Source organism: Polaromonas sp. YR568 (genome assembly GCF_900116715.1).
In the GTDB taxonomy this organism is placed as follows: domain Bacteria; phylum Pseudomonadota; class Gammaproteobacteria; order Burkholderiales; family Burkholderiaceae_C; genus Polaromonas.
Map to the genome: position 1 here is coordinate 884,613 of NZ_FPBM01000001.1, position 13,901 is coordinate 898,513.

16 protein-coding genes are annotated in these 13,901 nt (G+C 63.5%); 10 read left to right on the forward strand and 6 right to left on the reverse strand.

What is annotated here, in order from left to right; translation table 11 throughout:
• Positions 1–57 precede the first annotated feature (57 nt).
• From BM408_RS04295 to BM408_RS04325, 7 genes are all read left to right on the forward strand, one after another.
• On the forward strand, positions 58–1,797 hold the full coding sequence (locus BM408_RS04295) for an IlvD/Edd family dehydratase (protein WP_092127137.1): 1,740 nt from the start codon (positions 58–60) through the stop codon (positions 1,795–1,797).
• 144 nt (positions 1,798–1,941) lie between these two features.
• On the forward strand, positions 1,942–2,871 hold the full coding sequence (locus BM408_RS04300; protein WP_092127138.1) for a sugar kinase: 930 nt from the start codon (positions 1,942–1,944) through the stop codon (positions 2,869–2,871).
• A gap of 14 nt (positions 2,872–2,885) precedes the next feature.
• Complete coding sequence (locus BM408_RS04305; RefSeq protein WP_092127397.1) at positions 2,886–3,767, forward strand: 2-dehydro-3-deoxygalactonokinase; 882 nt, start codon at positions 2,886–2,888, stop codon at positions 3,765–3,767.
• A 28-nt stretch (positions 3,768–3,795) separates the two neighbouring features.
• Positions 3,796–4,434 (forward strand): 2-dehydro-3-deoxy-6-phosphogalactonate aldolase, encoded by a 639-nt coding sequence (locus tag BM408_RS04310; RefSeq protein ID WP_092127139.1) that lies wholly within the window; start codon positions 3,796–3,798, stop codon positions 4,432–4,434.
• A complete protein-coding gene (locus BM408_RS04315; RefSeq protein ID WP_092127140.1) occupies positions 4,431–5,225 on the forward strand; it encodes an SDR family NAD(P)-dependent oxidoreductase in 795 nt (264 codons plus the stop codon). Before BM408_RS04310 ends, BM408_RS04315 begins: the two co-directional genes overlap by 4 nt.
• Positions 5,226–5,313: 88 nt before the next feature.
• Positions 5,314–5,724 carry an SRPBCC family protein gene (locus BM408_RS04320; protein ID WP_092127141.1) on the forward strand — a complete coding sequence of 137 codons (411 nt, stop codon included), beginning with the start codon at positions 5,314–5,316 and terminating at the stop codon, positions 5,722–5,724.
• 1 nt (position 5,725) lies between these two features.
• Positions 5,726–6,124, forward strand: coding sequence for a nuclear transport factor 2 family protein (locus BM408_RS04325; protein WP_092127142.1), 399 nt, complete (start codon positions 5,726–5,728; stop codon positions 6,122–6,124).
• Between the two features lie 9 nt (positions 6,125–6,133).
• On the opposite strand, the gene BM408_RS04330 is transcribed toward BM408_RS04325, so the two are convergent.
• The gene (locus BM408_RS04330; RefSeq protein ID WP_092127143.1) at positions 6,134–6,760 is read right to left on the reverse strand and encodes a LysE family translocator; all 627 of its coding nucleotides are present in this window, start codon (positions 6,758–6,760) and stop codon (positions 6,134–6,136) included.
• A gap of 118 nt (positions 6,761–6,878) precedes the next feature.
• On the opposite strand from BM408_RS04330, the gene BM408_RS04335 reads away from it, so the two are divergent.
• The gene (locus BM408_RS04335; RefSeq protein ID WP_092127144.1) at positions 6,879–7,559 is read left to right on the forward strand and encodes a DNA-3-methyladenine glycosylase I; all 681 of its coding nucleotides are present in this window, start codon (positions 6,879–6,881) and stop codon (positions 7,557–7,559) included.
• A gap of 3 nt (positions 7,560–7,562) precedes the next feature.
• On the opposite strand, the gene BM408_RS04340 is transcribed toward BM408_RS04335, so the two are convergent.
• The 5 genes from BM408_RS04340 to BM408_RS04360 form a co-directional block, all read right to left on the reverse strand.
• Positions 7,563–8,537 carry a magnesium and cobalt transport protein CorA gene (locus tag BM408_RS04340; RefSeq protein WP_092127145.1) on the reverse strand — a complete coding sequence of 325 codons (975 nt, stop codon included), beginning with the start codon at positions 8,535–8,537 and terminating at the stop codon, positions 7,563–7,565.
• A gap of 93 nt (positions 8,538–8,630) precedes the next feature.
• On the reverse strand, positions 8,631–9,101 hold the full coding sequence (locus BM408_RS04345; protein ID WP_092127146.1) for a MaoC family dehydratase: 471 nt from the start codon (positions 9,099–9,101) through the stop codon (positions 8,631–8,633).
• Positions 9,102–9,125: 24 nt separating this feature from the next.
• Complete coding sequence (locus tag BM408_RS04350) at positions 9,126–10,529, reverse strand: MATE family efflux transporter (protein WP_092127147.1); 1,404 nt, start codon at positions 10,527–10,529, stop codon at positions 9,126–9,128.
• Positions 10,526–11,827 carry an MFS transporter gene (locus BM408_RS04355; protein ID WP_092127148.1) on the reverse strand — a complete coding sequence of 434 codons (1,302 nt, stop codon included), beginning with the start codon at positions 11,825–11,827 and terminating at the stop codon, positions 10,526–10,528. Before BM408_RS04355 ends, BM408_RS04350 begins: the two co-directional genes overlap by 4 nt.
• Before the next feature lie 61 nt (positions 11,828–11,888).
• Positions 11,889–12,398: a MarR family winged helix-turn-helix transcriptional regulator gene (locus BM408_RS04360; RefSeq protein ID WP_092127149.1), complete on the reverse strand. Its 510-nt coding sequence runs from the start codon at positions 12,396–12,398 to the stop codon at positions 11,889–11,891.
• A 49-nt stretch (positions 12,399–12,447) separates the two neighbouring features.
• Between BM408_RS04360 and BM408_RS04365 the strand changes: the two genes are divergently transcribed.
• Both BM408_RS04365 and BM408_RS04370 read left to right on the forward strand, forming a co-directional pair.
• Positions 12,448–12,996, forward strand: coding sequence for a PaaI family thioesterase (locus BM408_RS04365; RefSeq protein ID WP_092127399.1), 549 nt, complete (start codon positions 12,448–12,450; stop codon positions 12,994–12,996).
• Positions 12,997–13,139: 143 nt separating this feature from the next.
• The gene (locus tag BM408_RS04370) at positions 13,140–13,847 is read left to right on the forward strand and encodes a hypothetical protein (RefSeq protein ID WP_092127150.1); all 708 of its coding nucleotides are present in this window, start codon (positions 13,140–13,142) and stop codon (positions 13,845–13,847) included.
• Positions 13,848–13,901: the final 54 nt, after the last annotated feature.

Consider the following 13,901-nt stretch of genomic DNA (forward strand, 5'->3'; position numbering starts at 1 on the left):
AGGCGGTGATTTCAATGGTATGACGATAATATGATTGAAAATTAAGGATTTTCCCGCATGAGCACACCTCCGAAGAAAAAACCCGCCCACGAACTGCGCAGCCAGCAATGGTTCGGCCGCCAGGACCGCGACGGTTTTGCCTACCGCAGCTGGGTCAAGGGCAAGGGCGTTCCGCATGACCAGTTTGATGGCCGGCCGGTCATCGGCATCTGCAACACCTTCAGCGAACTCACCCCCTGCAACTCGCACTTTCGCACGATTGCCGAGCAGGTCAAGATAGGTGTTTACGAGGCGGGCGGTTTCCCGCTTGAGTTCCCGGTGATGTCGCTGGGCGAAACCCTGCTGCGCCCCACCGCCATGCTGTACCGCAACCTGGCGAGCATGGACGTGGAAGAAAGCATTCGCGGCAACCCCATCGACGGCGTGGTGCTGCTGATGGGCTGCGACAAGACCACACCCTCGCTGGTGATGGGAGCCTCGAGCGTCGACCTGCCCACGGTGGGCGTCAGCGGCGGGCCCATGCTCAGCGGCAAATGGCGCGGCCAGGAACTGGGCTCGGGCACCGGCGTCTGGAGCATGAGCGAGCAGGTGCGCGCAGGCACCTTGAAGCTGCAGGACTTTTTTGAAGCCGAAAGCTGCATGCATCGCAGCCACGGCCACTGCATGACCATGGGCACGGCCTCGACGATGGCCAGCATGGTCGAAGCCCTGGGCATAGGCCTGCCGGGCAACGCGGCCTACCCGGCGGTGGACGGCAGGCGCAATGTGCTGGCCCGCATGGCCGGCCGCCGCGCCGTCGAGATGGTGCATGAAGACCTCACGCTCTCCAAAATCCTCACGCGCCAGGCATTTGAAAACGCCATCAAAACACTCGCCGCGATCGGCGGCTCCACCAACGCCGTGATTCACCTGATCGCGATTGCCGGCCGCATCGGCGTGAAGCTGACCGTGGACGACTTCGACCGGCTGGCCAGCGAACTGCCCTGCCTCGTCAACTTGCAACCCTCGGGCAAATACCTGATGGAAGATTTTTGCTACGCCGGCGGCCTGCCGGTGGTGATGAAGGAAATCGCGCAACACCTGCACACCGGCGCCATCACAGCCAACGGCAAAACCATTGGCGAGAACATTGCCGATGCGGAAAACTACAACGCCGACGTCATCAAGCCGCTCAGCGCGCCGTTCAAAGACAAGGCCGGCATAGCAGTGCTGCGTGGCAATCTCTCGCCGCGCGGCGCCGTCATCAAGCCCAGCGCCGCCACGCCCGCGCTCATGGTGCACAAGGGCCGGGCCGTGGTGTTTGAAACCATTGAAGACTTCCACGCCCGCATCGACGACGAAAACCTGGACATCGACGAAAACTGCGTGATGGTGCTGAAAAACTGCGGGCCCAAAGGCTATCCCGGCATGGCCGAGGTCGGCAACATGCCGCTGCCGCCCAAGGTGCTGCGAAAGGGCATCACCGACATGGTGCGCATCAGCGACGCGCGCATGAGCGGCACCGCCTACGGCACCGTGGTGCTGCACACCGCGCCTGAAGCGGCGGCCGGCGGCCCCCTGGCGCTGGTGCAAAACGGCGACATCATTGAGCTGGACGTGCCGAACCGCCGCCTGCACCTGCATGTGAGCGATGAAGAACTGGCCAAACGCATGGCCGGCTGGAAGGCGCCCGAGCCCCCGCTGTCTTCAGGCTACTGGAAGCTCTACATCGACCATGTACTACAGGCCGACGAGGGCGTCGACCTGGATTTCCTGGTCGGCAAACGCGGCTCTTTTGTGCCGCGCGACAACCACTGAGCCGGATAGGCCGGGGTACAGTCCGGGTACCAAGCCCCGCAGCAGCGGGGGTACCATTGAGGGTTTGAGGCGCGGCGTGTTTTCCCTGGTTTTCCTCTTTCGGAAAGGCCCACGCCGGGACGCCCGAAGCAGCCAGGAAACCCAATGCAAGCCAGAAAATTCGATGTCGTCGCGCTCGGCGAAGCCATGGTGGAGTTCAACCAGACCCAGGCCGGCCAACCCAATTACCTGCAAGGTTTTGGCGGCGACACCAGCAATGCCGTGATTGCCGCCGCCCGCGCGGGCGCCAGCACCGCCTACCTGACACGCCTGGGTGGCGACACCTTCGGCCAGTCGCTGATGGCCTTGTGGGCCGCTGAAAATGTCTCTACCTCTGCGGTGCAGCAAGACGCCGAAGCCAGCACCGGCCTTTACTTTGTCACGCACGGCAAAAACGGGCATGAATTCAGCTACCTGCGTGCAGGGTCGGCCGCCAGCCGCATGACACCGGCCTGGCTGCAAGCCGGTGCGGCCGATGCAGTCCGCCAGGCCAAGGTTTTGCACGTATCGGGCATCTCGCTGGCTATCTCCGCCAGCGCCTGCGACACGGCCTTTGCCGCGATGAAGCTGGCCAAAGAGTCAGGCACGCTGGTGTCGTTTGACTCCAACCTGCGGCTCAAGCTCTGGCCACTGGACCGGGCCCTGGCCTGCACCCGCCACGCGGTTTCGCTGTGCGATATCTTTTTGCCCAGCCTGGAAGACATCACTACCCTCAACGGCATGACAGACCCCGATGGAGTGGTCGACTGGGGCCACACCCTGGGCGCCAAAACCGTGGTGCTGAAGCTTGGCGGCGACGGCGCGCTGGTGAGCGACGGCACGCGGCGCGAACGCGTGCCGGTGCACCGCGTCAAGCTGGTCGACGCCACCGGCGCCGGTGACTGTTTTTGCGGCAACCTGCTGGCGCGCATCGCGCAGGGCGACACGGTGTTTGACGCCACGCGCTATGCCAACGCGGCCGCCGCGCTCACCGTGCAAGGCTATGGCGCCGTGGCGCCGCTGCCGCGCCCCGAGCAGGTCAGGGCTTTGTTGTGAGTGTGGGTGTGGGTGTGAGTCGCATTGTTGCCGTTGACTGGGGAACATCCTCGCTGCGAGGCGCATTGCTGGATAGCGACGGGAAAGCGCTGGAAGAACGCTCTTTTGCACGCGGCATCCTCACGGTGCCCACCGGCGGATTTCCCGAAACCTTCGAAGCCTGTTTTGGCGACTGGATGACGCCCGGCACGCTGTGCCTGATTTCGGGCATGGCCGGCAGCAAGCAAGGCTGGCGCGAAGCCCCTTATTGCGCTTGCCCCGCCGGCTTTGATGCCATTGCCGCCCAACTGGAGTGGGTGGAGGCGGGCCGCATCGCCATCGTGCCCGGCCTTAGCATTGAACGCAGCGGCGTGCCCGACGTGATGCGCGGCGAAGAAACGCAGATCTTTGGCGCCTTGCAGTTGCTGGGTCTGGACAACGCCCGCCTGGTGCTGCCCGGCACCCACAGCAAATGGGTCACGGTATCCGATCGCAAGGTGACGGATTTTTCAACCTGGATGACCGGCGAGTTTTATGCGCTGCTGCGCCAGCACTCACTGCTGGCGCGCATGATGCCCGAAGCCGACCCGGCGCACGACGCCGCTGCCTTTGACCAGGGCGTGGCCCACGCGCTGGCCGGCCCCGGCTTGTTGAACACCGCCTTCAGCACCCGCACCCTGTCGCTATTCAACCGCATGGCGGCGAGCGCCCTGCCCAGCTACCTGTCGGGCCTGGTCATCGGCGAAGAACTCAAATCCCAGACCTTGCCGCGCGGCGAGCCCGTGGTGGTGATGGGCGCCGAAGCCCTCACGGCCCGCTACGAGCAGGCGTTGGCCCAGCTCGGCGTGCCGGTCCAGCGCGTGGGCGCGGGCGCCACCTGGCGCGGGCTGCGCGCCATTGCCGATACCCTGAGCTGAGCTCGCGCACCTCAACGAACTCCACACCATGAACGCACACGAAAAATTCTCCCAGGCCCTCACCACCCTCCCCCTGGTGGCCATCTTGCGCGGGCTCACACCCGCCGAAGCACTGCCCGTCGGCCAGGCGCTTGTCTCCACAGGCTGGACGCTGATTGAAATCCCCTTGAACTCGCCGCAGCCGCTGGACAGCATCGCCGCCATGGCCAACGCCTACCCGCGAGCCCTGATAGGCGCGGGCACGGTGCTGACACCCGAAGACGTGCGCAACGTGCAAGCCGCCGGCGGCCAGCTCATCGTGTCGCCCAACTTCAACCCGACGGTGGTGCGCGAAGCCGCCCGCCTCGGCATGGTCTGCCTGCCCGGCGTGATGACGGCCAGCGAAGCCTTTGGCGCGCTGGAAGCAGGCGCCACCGGCCTGAAGATTTTCCCGGCCGAAATGATCACACCGGCCGTGGTGAAGGCCCTGCGCGCCGTGCTGCCGGCGGACACCGTGGTGATGCCGGTCGGCGGCGTCACACCCGACAACATGGGCGCCTACCGTGTGGCGGGCGCCAGCGGCTTCGGCATCGGTTCAGCCCTCTACAAACCCGGCATGACCGCCGCCGAGGTAGCCGACAGCGCTATGAAATTTATAGCTACTTACGCTGGTACGATCAGGGCATGAGCACGATTTCACCTCAGGAATCAGCACAGGTCTCGTTTGGCCTGGCCGGCCGCGTCTGCATCGTCACCGGCGGCGCCCAGGGCATAGGCGAAGCCTGCGTGCGCCGCTTTGCGCGCGAAGGCGCCAAGGTCGTGATTGCCGACATTGACGACGCCCGCGGCAACGCACTGGCCGCCGAGCTGAGCGCTCTTTACGTGCATTGCGATGTGGGCGACAAAACCCAGGTCGATGCGCTGGTGGCGCAGGCGGTGGCAGCACATGGCCGCATCGACGTGCTGGTCAACAATGCCGGCATCTTCAAGGCCGCCGAATTTCTGGAAGTCACCGAAGCCGATTTCGACGCCGTGCTGCGCATCAATCTCAAGGGCTCGTTCATGGTTGGGCAGGCCGTGGCGCGCGTGATGGCTGCCGCCGGCAAGGGCAGCATCGTCAACATGAGTTCGGTCAACGGCGTGCTCGCCATCCCGACGATTGCCAGCTACAACGTCAGCAAGGGCGGCATCAACCAGCTCACGCGCGTGATGGCGCTGTCTTTGGCCGGCCAGGGCGTACGCGTCAATGCGGTGGCGCCCGGCACCATCGCCACCGAGCTGGCCGCCAAGGCCGTGCTCACCAGCGATGAAGCCAAAGCCAAGATCATGAGCCGCACTCCCATGAAGCGCCTGGGCGAGCCTTCCGAGATCGCCGACACGGTGGCCTACCTGGCCAGCGATGCGGCCAGCTACATCACCGGTGAGATCGTGGTGGTGGATGGCGGGCGCATGACGCTGAATTACACCGTCCCGGTTTAAAGCGGCGCCTAATCAGGCCAGACTTTGCCCGGTTTGAGGGGCAAACTGCTGTGGCAAGGCGCCACACCGGTGCCGCACTGGAGGCACCATGACCACGATCTACAAGGAATTCACCGTCGAGGCCAGCCTGGAGAGCGCCTGGGATGCACTGCGCGATTTCAACGCCGTGCACCAGCGCCTGGCGCCGGGCTTTGTTGTTGACTGCAAACCTGGCGAAGGCAGCCGCACCGTCACCTTCGCCAACGGCTTTGTCGCGCATGAAGTGCTGATGGGCATTCATGAAGCCGCGCACCGCCTCAGCTACACCGTGGTCGGCGGCAAGGCCAGCCACCATCTCGCGTCAGCGCAGCTGTTTGCCGAAGGCGAAGGGCGTACCCGCGTTGTCTGGATCACCGACGTGCTGCCTGATGCACTGGGAGACTACATCGACGGGATGATGACCCAGGGCGCGGCAGTCATGCAGAAGGCCCTTTCTGCGCCCCCAAAAAATCCTGCGTGACATGAGCGCCAGCACAAACGAAGACATCTACCGAGTGGTCAAGCGCTACGCCGAGGCCTGGGCCGCCAACGATCTCAAGGGCATCATCGACAGCTATCACGATGAGGTGGTGTTTCACTATGCCGGCAACAACCCGTTGTCAGGCACGCATCGCGGCAAGCCCGCATGCCTGGCGGTTCTCAAGCAGGTGAAGCAGAAAACCGACCGAAAACTGATCGCCATCCGCGACGTGCTGGCGGGCGAGGTATTTGGCCTGATCGTAGCGGTGGAAGAGTTTCAGCACCAAGGCCGCGCGATCCAGTTGGAACGCCTGCTGCGCTACACCGTCAGGGACGGCAAACTCTCGGAATGCTGGATTCACGACGCCGACCAGGCCCTCATCGATGAGATGCTGGCCTGAGAGCCCGGCTCAGACCGGGCGCTTGGCCAGCAAGGCCCAGACACCGGCTGCAGACAGCAATGAGCCGCCCGCAAAGTTAAAACGCCGCTGGGCGCGCGGTGAAGCCAGCAGCGCGCGCGCTGATGCGGCAAACACGGCATACAGCGTCGCGTTCAGGCTGGCCATCACTACAAAAGTCACCGCCAGCACCCACAGCTGCCGCGTCACATCGGCGGCCGGGTTGATGAATTGAGGCAGGAAGGCTACAAAAAAGACAATGCCCTTGGGGTTGAGCGCGGTGACCAGATAGGTATTGCCGAACAGCTTCCACAAGGAGCCCGGCGCATCAGGCACCGCAGCGTGCATGGGCGAAATGCCGGCCCGCAACAGCTTGATGCCCAGGTACAGCAGGTACAAACCGCCCGCCCACTTGACCACCGTAAACCAGAAGGCCGATGCAGCCAGCAAGGCACCCAGGCCGAACAGCGACACCACCAGCGCCGTCGAATCACCCAAGGCCACGGCAGCGACCAGCGGAATATTGGCCCGCTTGCCATGCGCCATCGAATAGCTGATGACCGTCAGAATGGTGGGGCCCGGAATGATGAGCAGGACGGCGGTTGCCGCGACAAAAGCAAGCCAGAGCTGGATGGACATGGTGTGTTTTTCCGAAGTTGCAGGTCGAGGGGAAGGTCGTGCTTCATGATACCGCCGGCCGCCCAATCATGAATCCTCCCGTCCGCACACCGGCAAACACATCTGCCTAGAATTGCCCATGTCCACCGCCAGCCTGCTCAAATCCGCCAAAGTCGCAGCCTCACCGGCTGCAGGCCTTTTCACCGACGACAGTCACACCACGCGCTGCGCCTGGTGCCAGGCAACGCCGTTCTACCGCCATTACCACGACAGCGAATGGGGCTTTCCGGTGGACGATGAGCGCCGGCTGTTCGAGAAGATCTGCCTGGAAGGCTTTCAGGCCGGCCTGAGCTGGCTGACCATTTTGAATAAACGCGAATCCTTTCGAAGCGCGTTCGCCAATTTCGATGCCGAACAGGTAGCCCGCTTTGGCGCACGCGACGTCAAGCGACTGGTTAACGACGCCGGCATCGTTCGGCATGCGGGAAAGATCGCTTCGACCATCAACAATGCACAGCGCGTGATCGAGCTGCGCAAAGAATTCGGCTCACTGGGTGCGTTTGTCTGGCGGCTGGAGCCCGAGGCCAAGACCCGGCCTGCGCGCATCACGCATGAGGCCGTGAAAGCCATGCCGACTTCGCCGGCCTCCATCGCGCTCTCCAAAGACCTGAAAAAACGTGGCTGGACGTTTGTGGGCCCGACCACGATGTATGCCTTTATGCAGGCCATGGGCCTGGTTAATGATCACATCGAAGGGTGTGCGAGCCGCAAAGCGGCGCTTGCGGCGCGCAAGGCTTTTACCCCGCCGCGCGTATCCTGATTTCTACAACCACTTGGCGCGCCTGAAGCGCCAGTACAGCAGCGAGCATGCCACCACAATCATGCTGATGGCCATCAGGTAGCCGTAGCGCCATTTCAGTTCGGGCATGGCTTCGAAGTTCATACCCCATATGCCGGCAAACGCCGTGCAGACCGCAAAGATACTGGCCCAGGCGGCGAGCTTTTTGGTCACTTCACTTTCTTCAATCGTCACCATCGCCAGGTTCACCTGGATGGCGGTTCCTATGGTGTCGCGCATGTTTTCGATCAGCGCATTGATGCGCGACAAATGGTCGACCACATCGCGGAAGTAGTCCTGCACGCCGCTGCAGATCTGCGGCACCCGGCCACCATACAGTTTGCTGGCGCCTTCAAGCAGGGGCGCCACCGCATGCTTGAGTACCATCACGCTGCCCTTGAGCTCGTAGAGCCGCTCGATGTTCTTGCGGGCAGCGCCCGGTGTGAAGATTTCTTTCTCGATCAGTTCCAGCTCGGTCTCAAGATCGTCAAGGATGGGAAAGTAACGGTCGACCACCGCGTCCATCAAGGCATACAGCACAAAACCCGAGCCATGGCGCAGCAGTTCGGGCTCCTGCTCGCAGCGTTCACGCACACCCAGAAAGCCTTTGTTGCTGCGGTTGCGCACCGAGAGCACATAGTTTTTGCCGGTGAACACATCGACCTCGCCGACGTGGAGCTCGCCCGGTTTCTCGGTAGAAGTCTCAATCAGGTGCAACACCGAAAACAGCGAAGAACCGTACTCCTCGATCTTGGGCCGCTGGTGGCCGTGCCGGGCATCTTCAACCGCCAGCTCATGCAGGCCGAACTCTTCCCGCATTTCCTCGAGCTCTTCCGGCGTGGCGTCTTGCAGCGCCACCCAGACAAAAGCATCGGGGCGGCAGATGTAGTCGCTGATCTCGGTGACCGGGATGTCGGCGAGCTTGGTGCCGTTTTGGTAGACCACACAATTGATAAGCATCTGATGTATCCCGCAAGTTAGCTACCTGCATCGATTCTGTCACACCAGTACACCAGCGCAACCGGGAAGCCGGGAAATCGCCCCAGTCAATCCTCAAGGAGTCCGGCGCGGAACCACCAGGTTGTAAAGCGACTGCTGCAGCACGTCGCCATGCTGGTTGATCGTCTGGCTGCGCACCACCACCCGGCCCCGGTCGGGCCGCGAGGCGGAGGGCGTCACGCTCACCACTTCGCTTTCGACATGCAGCACATTGCCGGGTCGCGTGGGCTTGGGCCAGCTGATTTCGCCGCCCGCGCCAATGATGCCGCCGGCCAGCGGCAGGCCGCCGCCCACCAGCAGCCGCATCGTGAGGGCCGCCGTGTGCCAGCCGCTGGCGGCCAGGCCGCCAAACAGGGTGGATTTGGCAGCTTCATCGCTCAGGTGAAAGGGCTGTGGGTCAAACTGCCCGGCAAACGAGGTGATCTGCGCCTCGTCGAGTGCGTGTTCGCCGCTGACAAAGCGGTCACCAGGTTTCAGGTCGTCGAGGTAGCGCAGCGCAGTAGCGGCTTCGGAACTTGTACTCATGCTTTTCACCTTTCACTGTTTTGTTCAGGCGGGCCTGATACGCCGCAGCAGCGTCGCCGTGCTGCAAGGCCATCCGACGCGGCCAAACCATGCGCCGCCGGCAATGGCCGCAGCAATCACCACACCATAGACCACCAGCGCCGCACCCTGCGCCATAAACACCTGCGCCAGCCCGCCGCCCCAGCGGATCACGAGCCACCCGCCCACAGCCGCCACCACCAGCCGCGCGATGTTGGCAGCCACCGGCCACAACAAGCGCCCTGCCCCTTGCGAGGCAAAGTAAAGCACCAGGCCGACGCCGAAGAAACCATACAGCGGCCCGACGGCACGCAGGTACAAGGTGCCAGCCTCCAGCATGGCGGGGTCGGTGCCAAACAGCGAGAGCCACGCCCGCGGAAACACCGCAGCCGCCAGCCCGATGGCCTCGGTCATGGCAAAGGCCATACCAGCGCCTATCCAGGTCGCCTTGAGGGCCCGCTCATGCAGGCCCGCACCCATGCAGGTGCCGACCATCGCGACCAGCGGCGCACCCAGGCCAAACACCAGCGGCACCAGCAAGTACTCCAGCCGCGAAGCCGTGCCATAGCCCGCAATGGCGGCAGGCCCAAAGCCACCGGCCAGCGAGGTGGCCACACCGATGGACAAATTGGTGGCCACGGTAGAGATGGAGCCCACCAGACCAATGCGCAGAATGTCGCGGAACAAAGGCCAGCGCAGTTTCACAGTCGCCAGCGAAGGCTTGAGCAGGCTGCTCTCCGACCACAGGTAAGCGGCCAGCGCCAGCGTGCCGGCCAGGTAATACAGCAGCAGCGCAATGGCGCCGCCGGCGATGCCCAGCGCCGGCACCGGGCCCCAGCCGAAGATCAACAAGGGCGACAGCGGCACCAGCAACACCACACCCGCCACCGTCACATTGGCCGGCACCGACATATTGCCTGTGCCGCGAATCACGGCCGCCAGCGAATTGAAGAGCCACACCAGCACGGCGCCGGCAAACACCCAGTGCGAATAACTCAGAGCGGCTTCCAGCGAAGCGCCGCTGCCGCCCATCTGGCTGTAAAGCCAGCGGCCGCCAAGCAGCAGCGCCAGTGAAAAGACCAGGCCAAAGCCCAACGCAATCACCGCAGCGTGCAGTACCAAAGCGTTCGCATCATCACGCCGCCCCGCACCCAGGGCGCGCGCCACCGACGACGCAATGCCGCCGCCCATGGCGCCGGCCGATGTCATCTGCATCAGCATCACCACAGGAAACACCAGCGCCATGCCGGCCAGGGCATCGGTGCCGAGCTTGCCGACGAAGTAGGTTTCGATGAGGCCGACAGATGCCTGCGCCACCATGACCAGCACATTGGGCGCGGCCAGGCGCAGCAAGGTGCGGCCTATGGGCGCCTCAAGCAGCAGGCGCGTGCGGCCGTCCAGCGTGCTCATGTGCCGGCGCGCAGTGGCGCCGTGGCCACAGCCGGCTGCGGTTTGCGAATCGCCATGATGATGATGGCTGCGACCAGGCAGGCGCCGCCTGCCGCATACAGCGCCGGCGTGTAGGTCAGCAGCACGGTGCGGGTGAGGCCCGCGCCGTAGGCCGCGGTCGCCGCGCCTATCTGGTGCGCCGCGAAAATCCAGCCGAACACCAGACCGACCTTTTCTTTGCCGAAGGTCGCGCCCGCGAGCTTGACGGTGGGCGGCACGGTGGCGATCCAGTCCAGCCCGTAAAACACCGCGAACAGCGACAGGCCATAGAGCGAGAAGACCGAATGCGGCAGCCAGAACAGTGAGAGCCCGCGCAGGCCGTAGTACCAGAACAGCAGCTTGCGGTTGTCATAACGATCCGACAGCCAGCCCGAAAGAATCGTGCCGAAGAAGTCGAAAGCGCCCATCATCGCGAGCACCGATGCGGCCGGCACTGCCGTCATGCCGTAGTCGCCGCACAGCGAGATGAAGTGCGTCTGCACCAGGCCATTGGTACTCAGGCCGCAGATGAAAAAGGTACCCGCCAGGATCCAGAAGGTCTTGTTGCCTGAGGCTTCACGCAGCGCGGTGAAGGGCGTGCGGAAGTTCATCACCGGCGGCGGCGGAGTCACGGTGCCCGGCACAAAGGTTTCACCTAAGGGCGCCAGGCCGATGTCCGAAGGCCGGTTGCGCACCAGGCACAGCGCCAGCACGGCAATCAGCAGGCAGCCTATGAAGAGCGGGATGACCGCATAGCGCCATCCCGCATGTTCGATGATCCAGGCCGCCAGCGGCAGGAAGGCCAGTTGGCCTGTCGCCGAGCTTGCCGTGAGCACGCCAATCACCAGGCCGCGCCGCGCGGTGAACCAGCGGTTCGCGACGACGGCGCCCAGCACCAGCGCTGTCATGCCGGTGCCCAGGCCCAGCACCACGCCCCAGAGGATGAAAAGGTGCCAGAGCTGTGTCGCCTGCGTCGCCAGCGCCATGCCCAGGCCCACCATCGCCAGGCCGGTGAACATCACGGCGCGCAGGCCGTAGCGCTCCATCAACACGGCCGCGAACGGCCCCATGAGGCCGAACAGCGCAAAACGCAAAGCCAGGGCGGACGAAATCTGCTCATTGGACCAGCCGAACTCCTGGCTCAGCGGTTGCAGGATGGCGCCGGGCAGGCCCAGCGCGGCCGACATCGTCAGCATGGTCAAAAAGGTGACCGCTGCGATGACCCAGCCGTAGTGAATGCCGCGCCGCTGCAGCCAGGCGGAAAGTTGTGAGGCGAACATGAAAATCCTTGTGAGGTGTTGTTATGGGGTTTTGGTGTCGGGTAACGAGAGGTGGAGAAACTCAGATGTCGCCGGCCGGAAGCTCCTCGGGCGAAAGAATGCCCATGGCCTCTTCAATCATGTTGTGCAGTGCCAGCACGCGTGACGCGCCCAGTTGCACGTTGAGCGCGTCCTGCGCGGCGCGCCAGTGATGGCGCGCCTCCTCGCGCTTGTCTTTGCCCGCATCGGTCAGGCTGACAAGGCGGCTGCGCGCGTCGGTGCCGGCCGAGAGTTCGAGCCAACCCGCATCGACCAGCGGCTTGAGGTTGCGCGACAGCGTCGACGCGGTGAGCTTGAGGCCCTGCGCGAGCTCACCCGGCCGCAGCGGGCCGGAGCGCAGGACATAGGTCAGCAGCGAATACTGGGTGGTCTTGAGGCCCGCCTTGGCCATTTCGAGGTCGTAGTGCTGGTCGACACGGCGCACCAGCTGGCGCAGCCGCACGTTGGTGCAGCCGCGCGTCTTGAGCTCGGCCAGCGCGGCCGTTTCGCTGGCGGCACTGGTCTTTTTGGGGGGCGGTGTTTTATCTGGCATAATTTAATTGTACCTACAATTATTGTATCTACAACTATATTTGAACGCCATGACCCTACAAGACACATTGACTCAATGGATGGAACAAAGCGCCGCAGTGCGCGCCCGCATGACGGACGGCGGCGGCAGGCCCGGCCTGGCACGGCCGCAAGACGTGGCCAACAAGACAGGCATGGAAGTCATGCAGGCCATGCTGGCGGGCGAACTGCCCTACCCCCACATTGCCGAAACGCTGGATTTCGCCTTGATCGAGGTCGAGCCCGGCAAGGCCACCTTCCAGGGCACGCCCCAGCTCAAGCACTACAACCCGCTGGGCACGGTGCACGGCGGCTGGTACGCCACGCTGCTCGACTCGGCCGTAGGCTGCGCCGTGCACACCATGATGCCGGTGGGCCGCGCCTACACCACGGCAGAGCTCAGCATCAACATCGTGCGCGCCGCGTCTCACAAGACCGGGCCGCTGCGCGCCATCGGCACCGTCATTCACTGCGGCCGCCAGCTGGCCACCGCCGAAGGCCGCATCGTCGGCCCCGACGGCAAGCTGTATGCGCATGCAACAACGACTTGCCTGGTGTTTGAGGTGCCGGCGCAGAAGTAGCCTGCAACGCCCGTCCAAGTAAAGTCTGCTGATGCAGAATCCATGGATTTGCACTCAAACCTTGCCGCCTTGTGAACCGCTGACTGCACATGTTGCGCGCTGTTGGCGGGAATCAGTCTGCTATTCAATTTCAGGACAGGTTGATGAAAAAGCTGCTCATCGGTCTCGCTGTTGGCATCGCATCTATTGCTCATCCAGTCATTGCCCAGCCTTACAAAGCGGACTCGATCCCTGTTTCGAGCCGAACCGAGGCCGTCACATTGGCATCCCACTACACCTACCCGTTCAAGCCTGCGGCGTGGCCGGTCGGTGCAGGACTGCTGGCGGGCGTGTACAAGCCGGAGCGCGAAGACGAGAACGGCGTTTTTTACCGCGGTGAAAATCGCTCAGTGGTGGTGAGAGGACTGGAAGGAAAAACATCCGTCAAACGCTATGCACTCATGATCGGCGGCTTTTGGATGCCCAAGAACAGGCAGGCTAGCCCCAAGCTTTACTTCTACGTTGAGAAGGCTTATCCATCTGTCGACGAACTGACTGAGCTGGCTTTGCCCACCCCTGCGCCCGAGAACATGAACGGAGCAAAGGCGCTGGGTCTGTCGGGCAACAACAATGCCCCGAACACCATAGCGGACGCGGTATCCGCGAATCCCAACCTGACCGGGGCGCCTCTAGGCCGGACGGTGTTTGGTGCGACGGTGGGTACCGCACTGGTGGATTTGATTGTGCTCTCGTCGGTGACGGGCAATGAGGGCAAGATCAATTTTTGGTGGATGCCCATGGACGACAAGGAGTTTCTTGCCAACCTGTCTCAGATACATGCGCAAGCCGTCAAGGATCGACCCTGGCCGTAGGCGCTGTTTCCAGGCAACAACTGCCTGCAGACTTTTCCCACCCGCACGATAATC